The organism is Leucobacter celer subsp. astrifaciens, from assembly GCF_001273835.1.
Lineage (GTDB): Bacteria > Actinomycetota > Actinomycetes > Actinomycetales > Microbacteriaceae > Leucobacter > Leucobacter celer.
This window is the reverse complement of record NZ_JHEI01000011.1, coordinates 1-229: the sequence shown is the minus strand read 5'-3', so window position 1 is coordinate 229 and position 229 is coordinate 1. Positions and strand designations below refer to the sequence as shown.

Annotated in this window: 1 protein-coding gene; it reads right to left on the bottom strand. The window is 76.4% G+C overall.

The window, feature by feature from the left end:
• Positions 1-229: iron chelate uptake ABC transporter family permease subunit (locus AMS65_RS00025; RefSeq protein ID WP_157501919.1), on the bottom strand; the 229-nt coding region annotated here is incomplete at both ends.

The window sequence follows — 229 nt, the reverse complement described above, 5'->3', positions numbered from 1 at the left end:
AGGAAGACCCCGCCGCCGGGCGTGATCGTGACGACTCCGACGGGAACGGGCGCGGCGAAGGCGTAGAGCGCCACGAGGTCGCTCGCGACGAGCAGAACGGCGCCGGCGAGCCCCGCGCAGAGGAGGCTCTCGGAGCGGCAGAGCCGACGGGCGACGTGCGGCGCCACGAGCGCCACGAACGAGATCGGGCCGGCCGGGGCCACCGCCCCCGCGACGAGCAGCGTGGCGA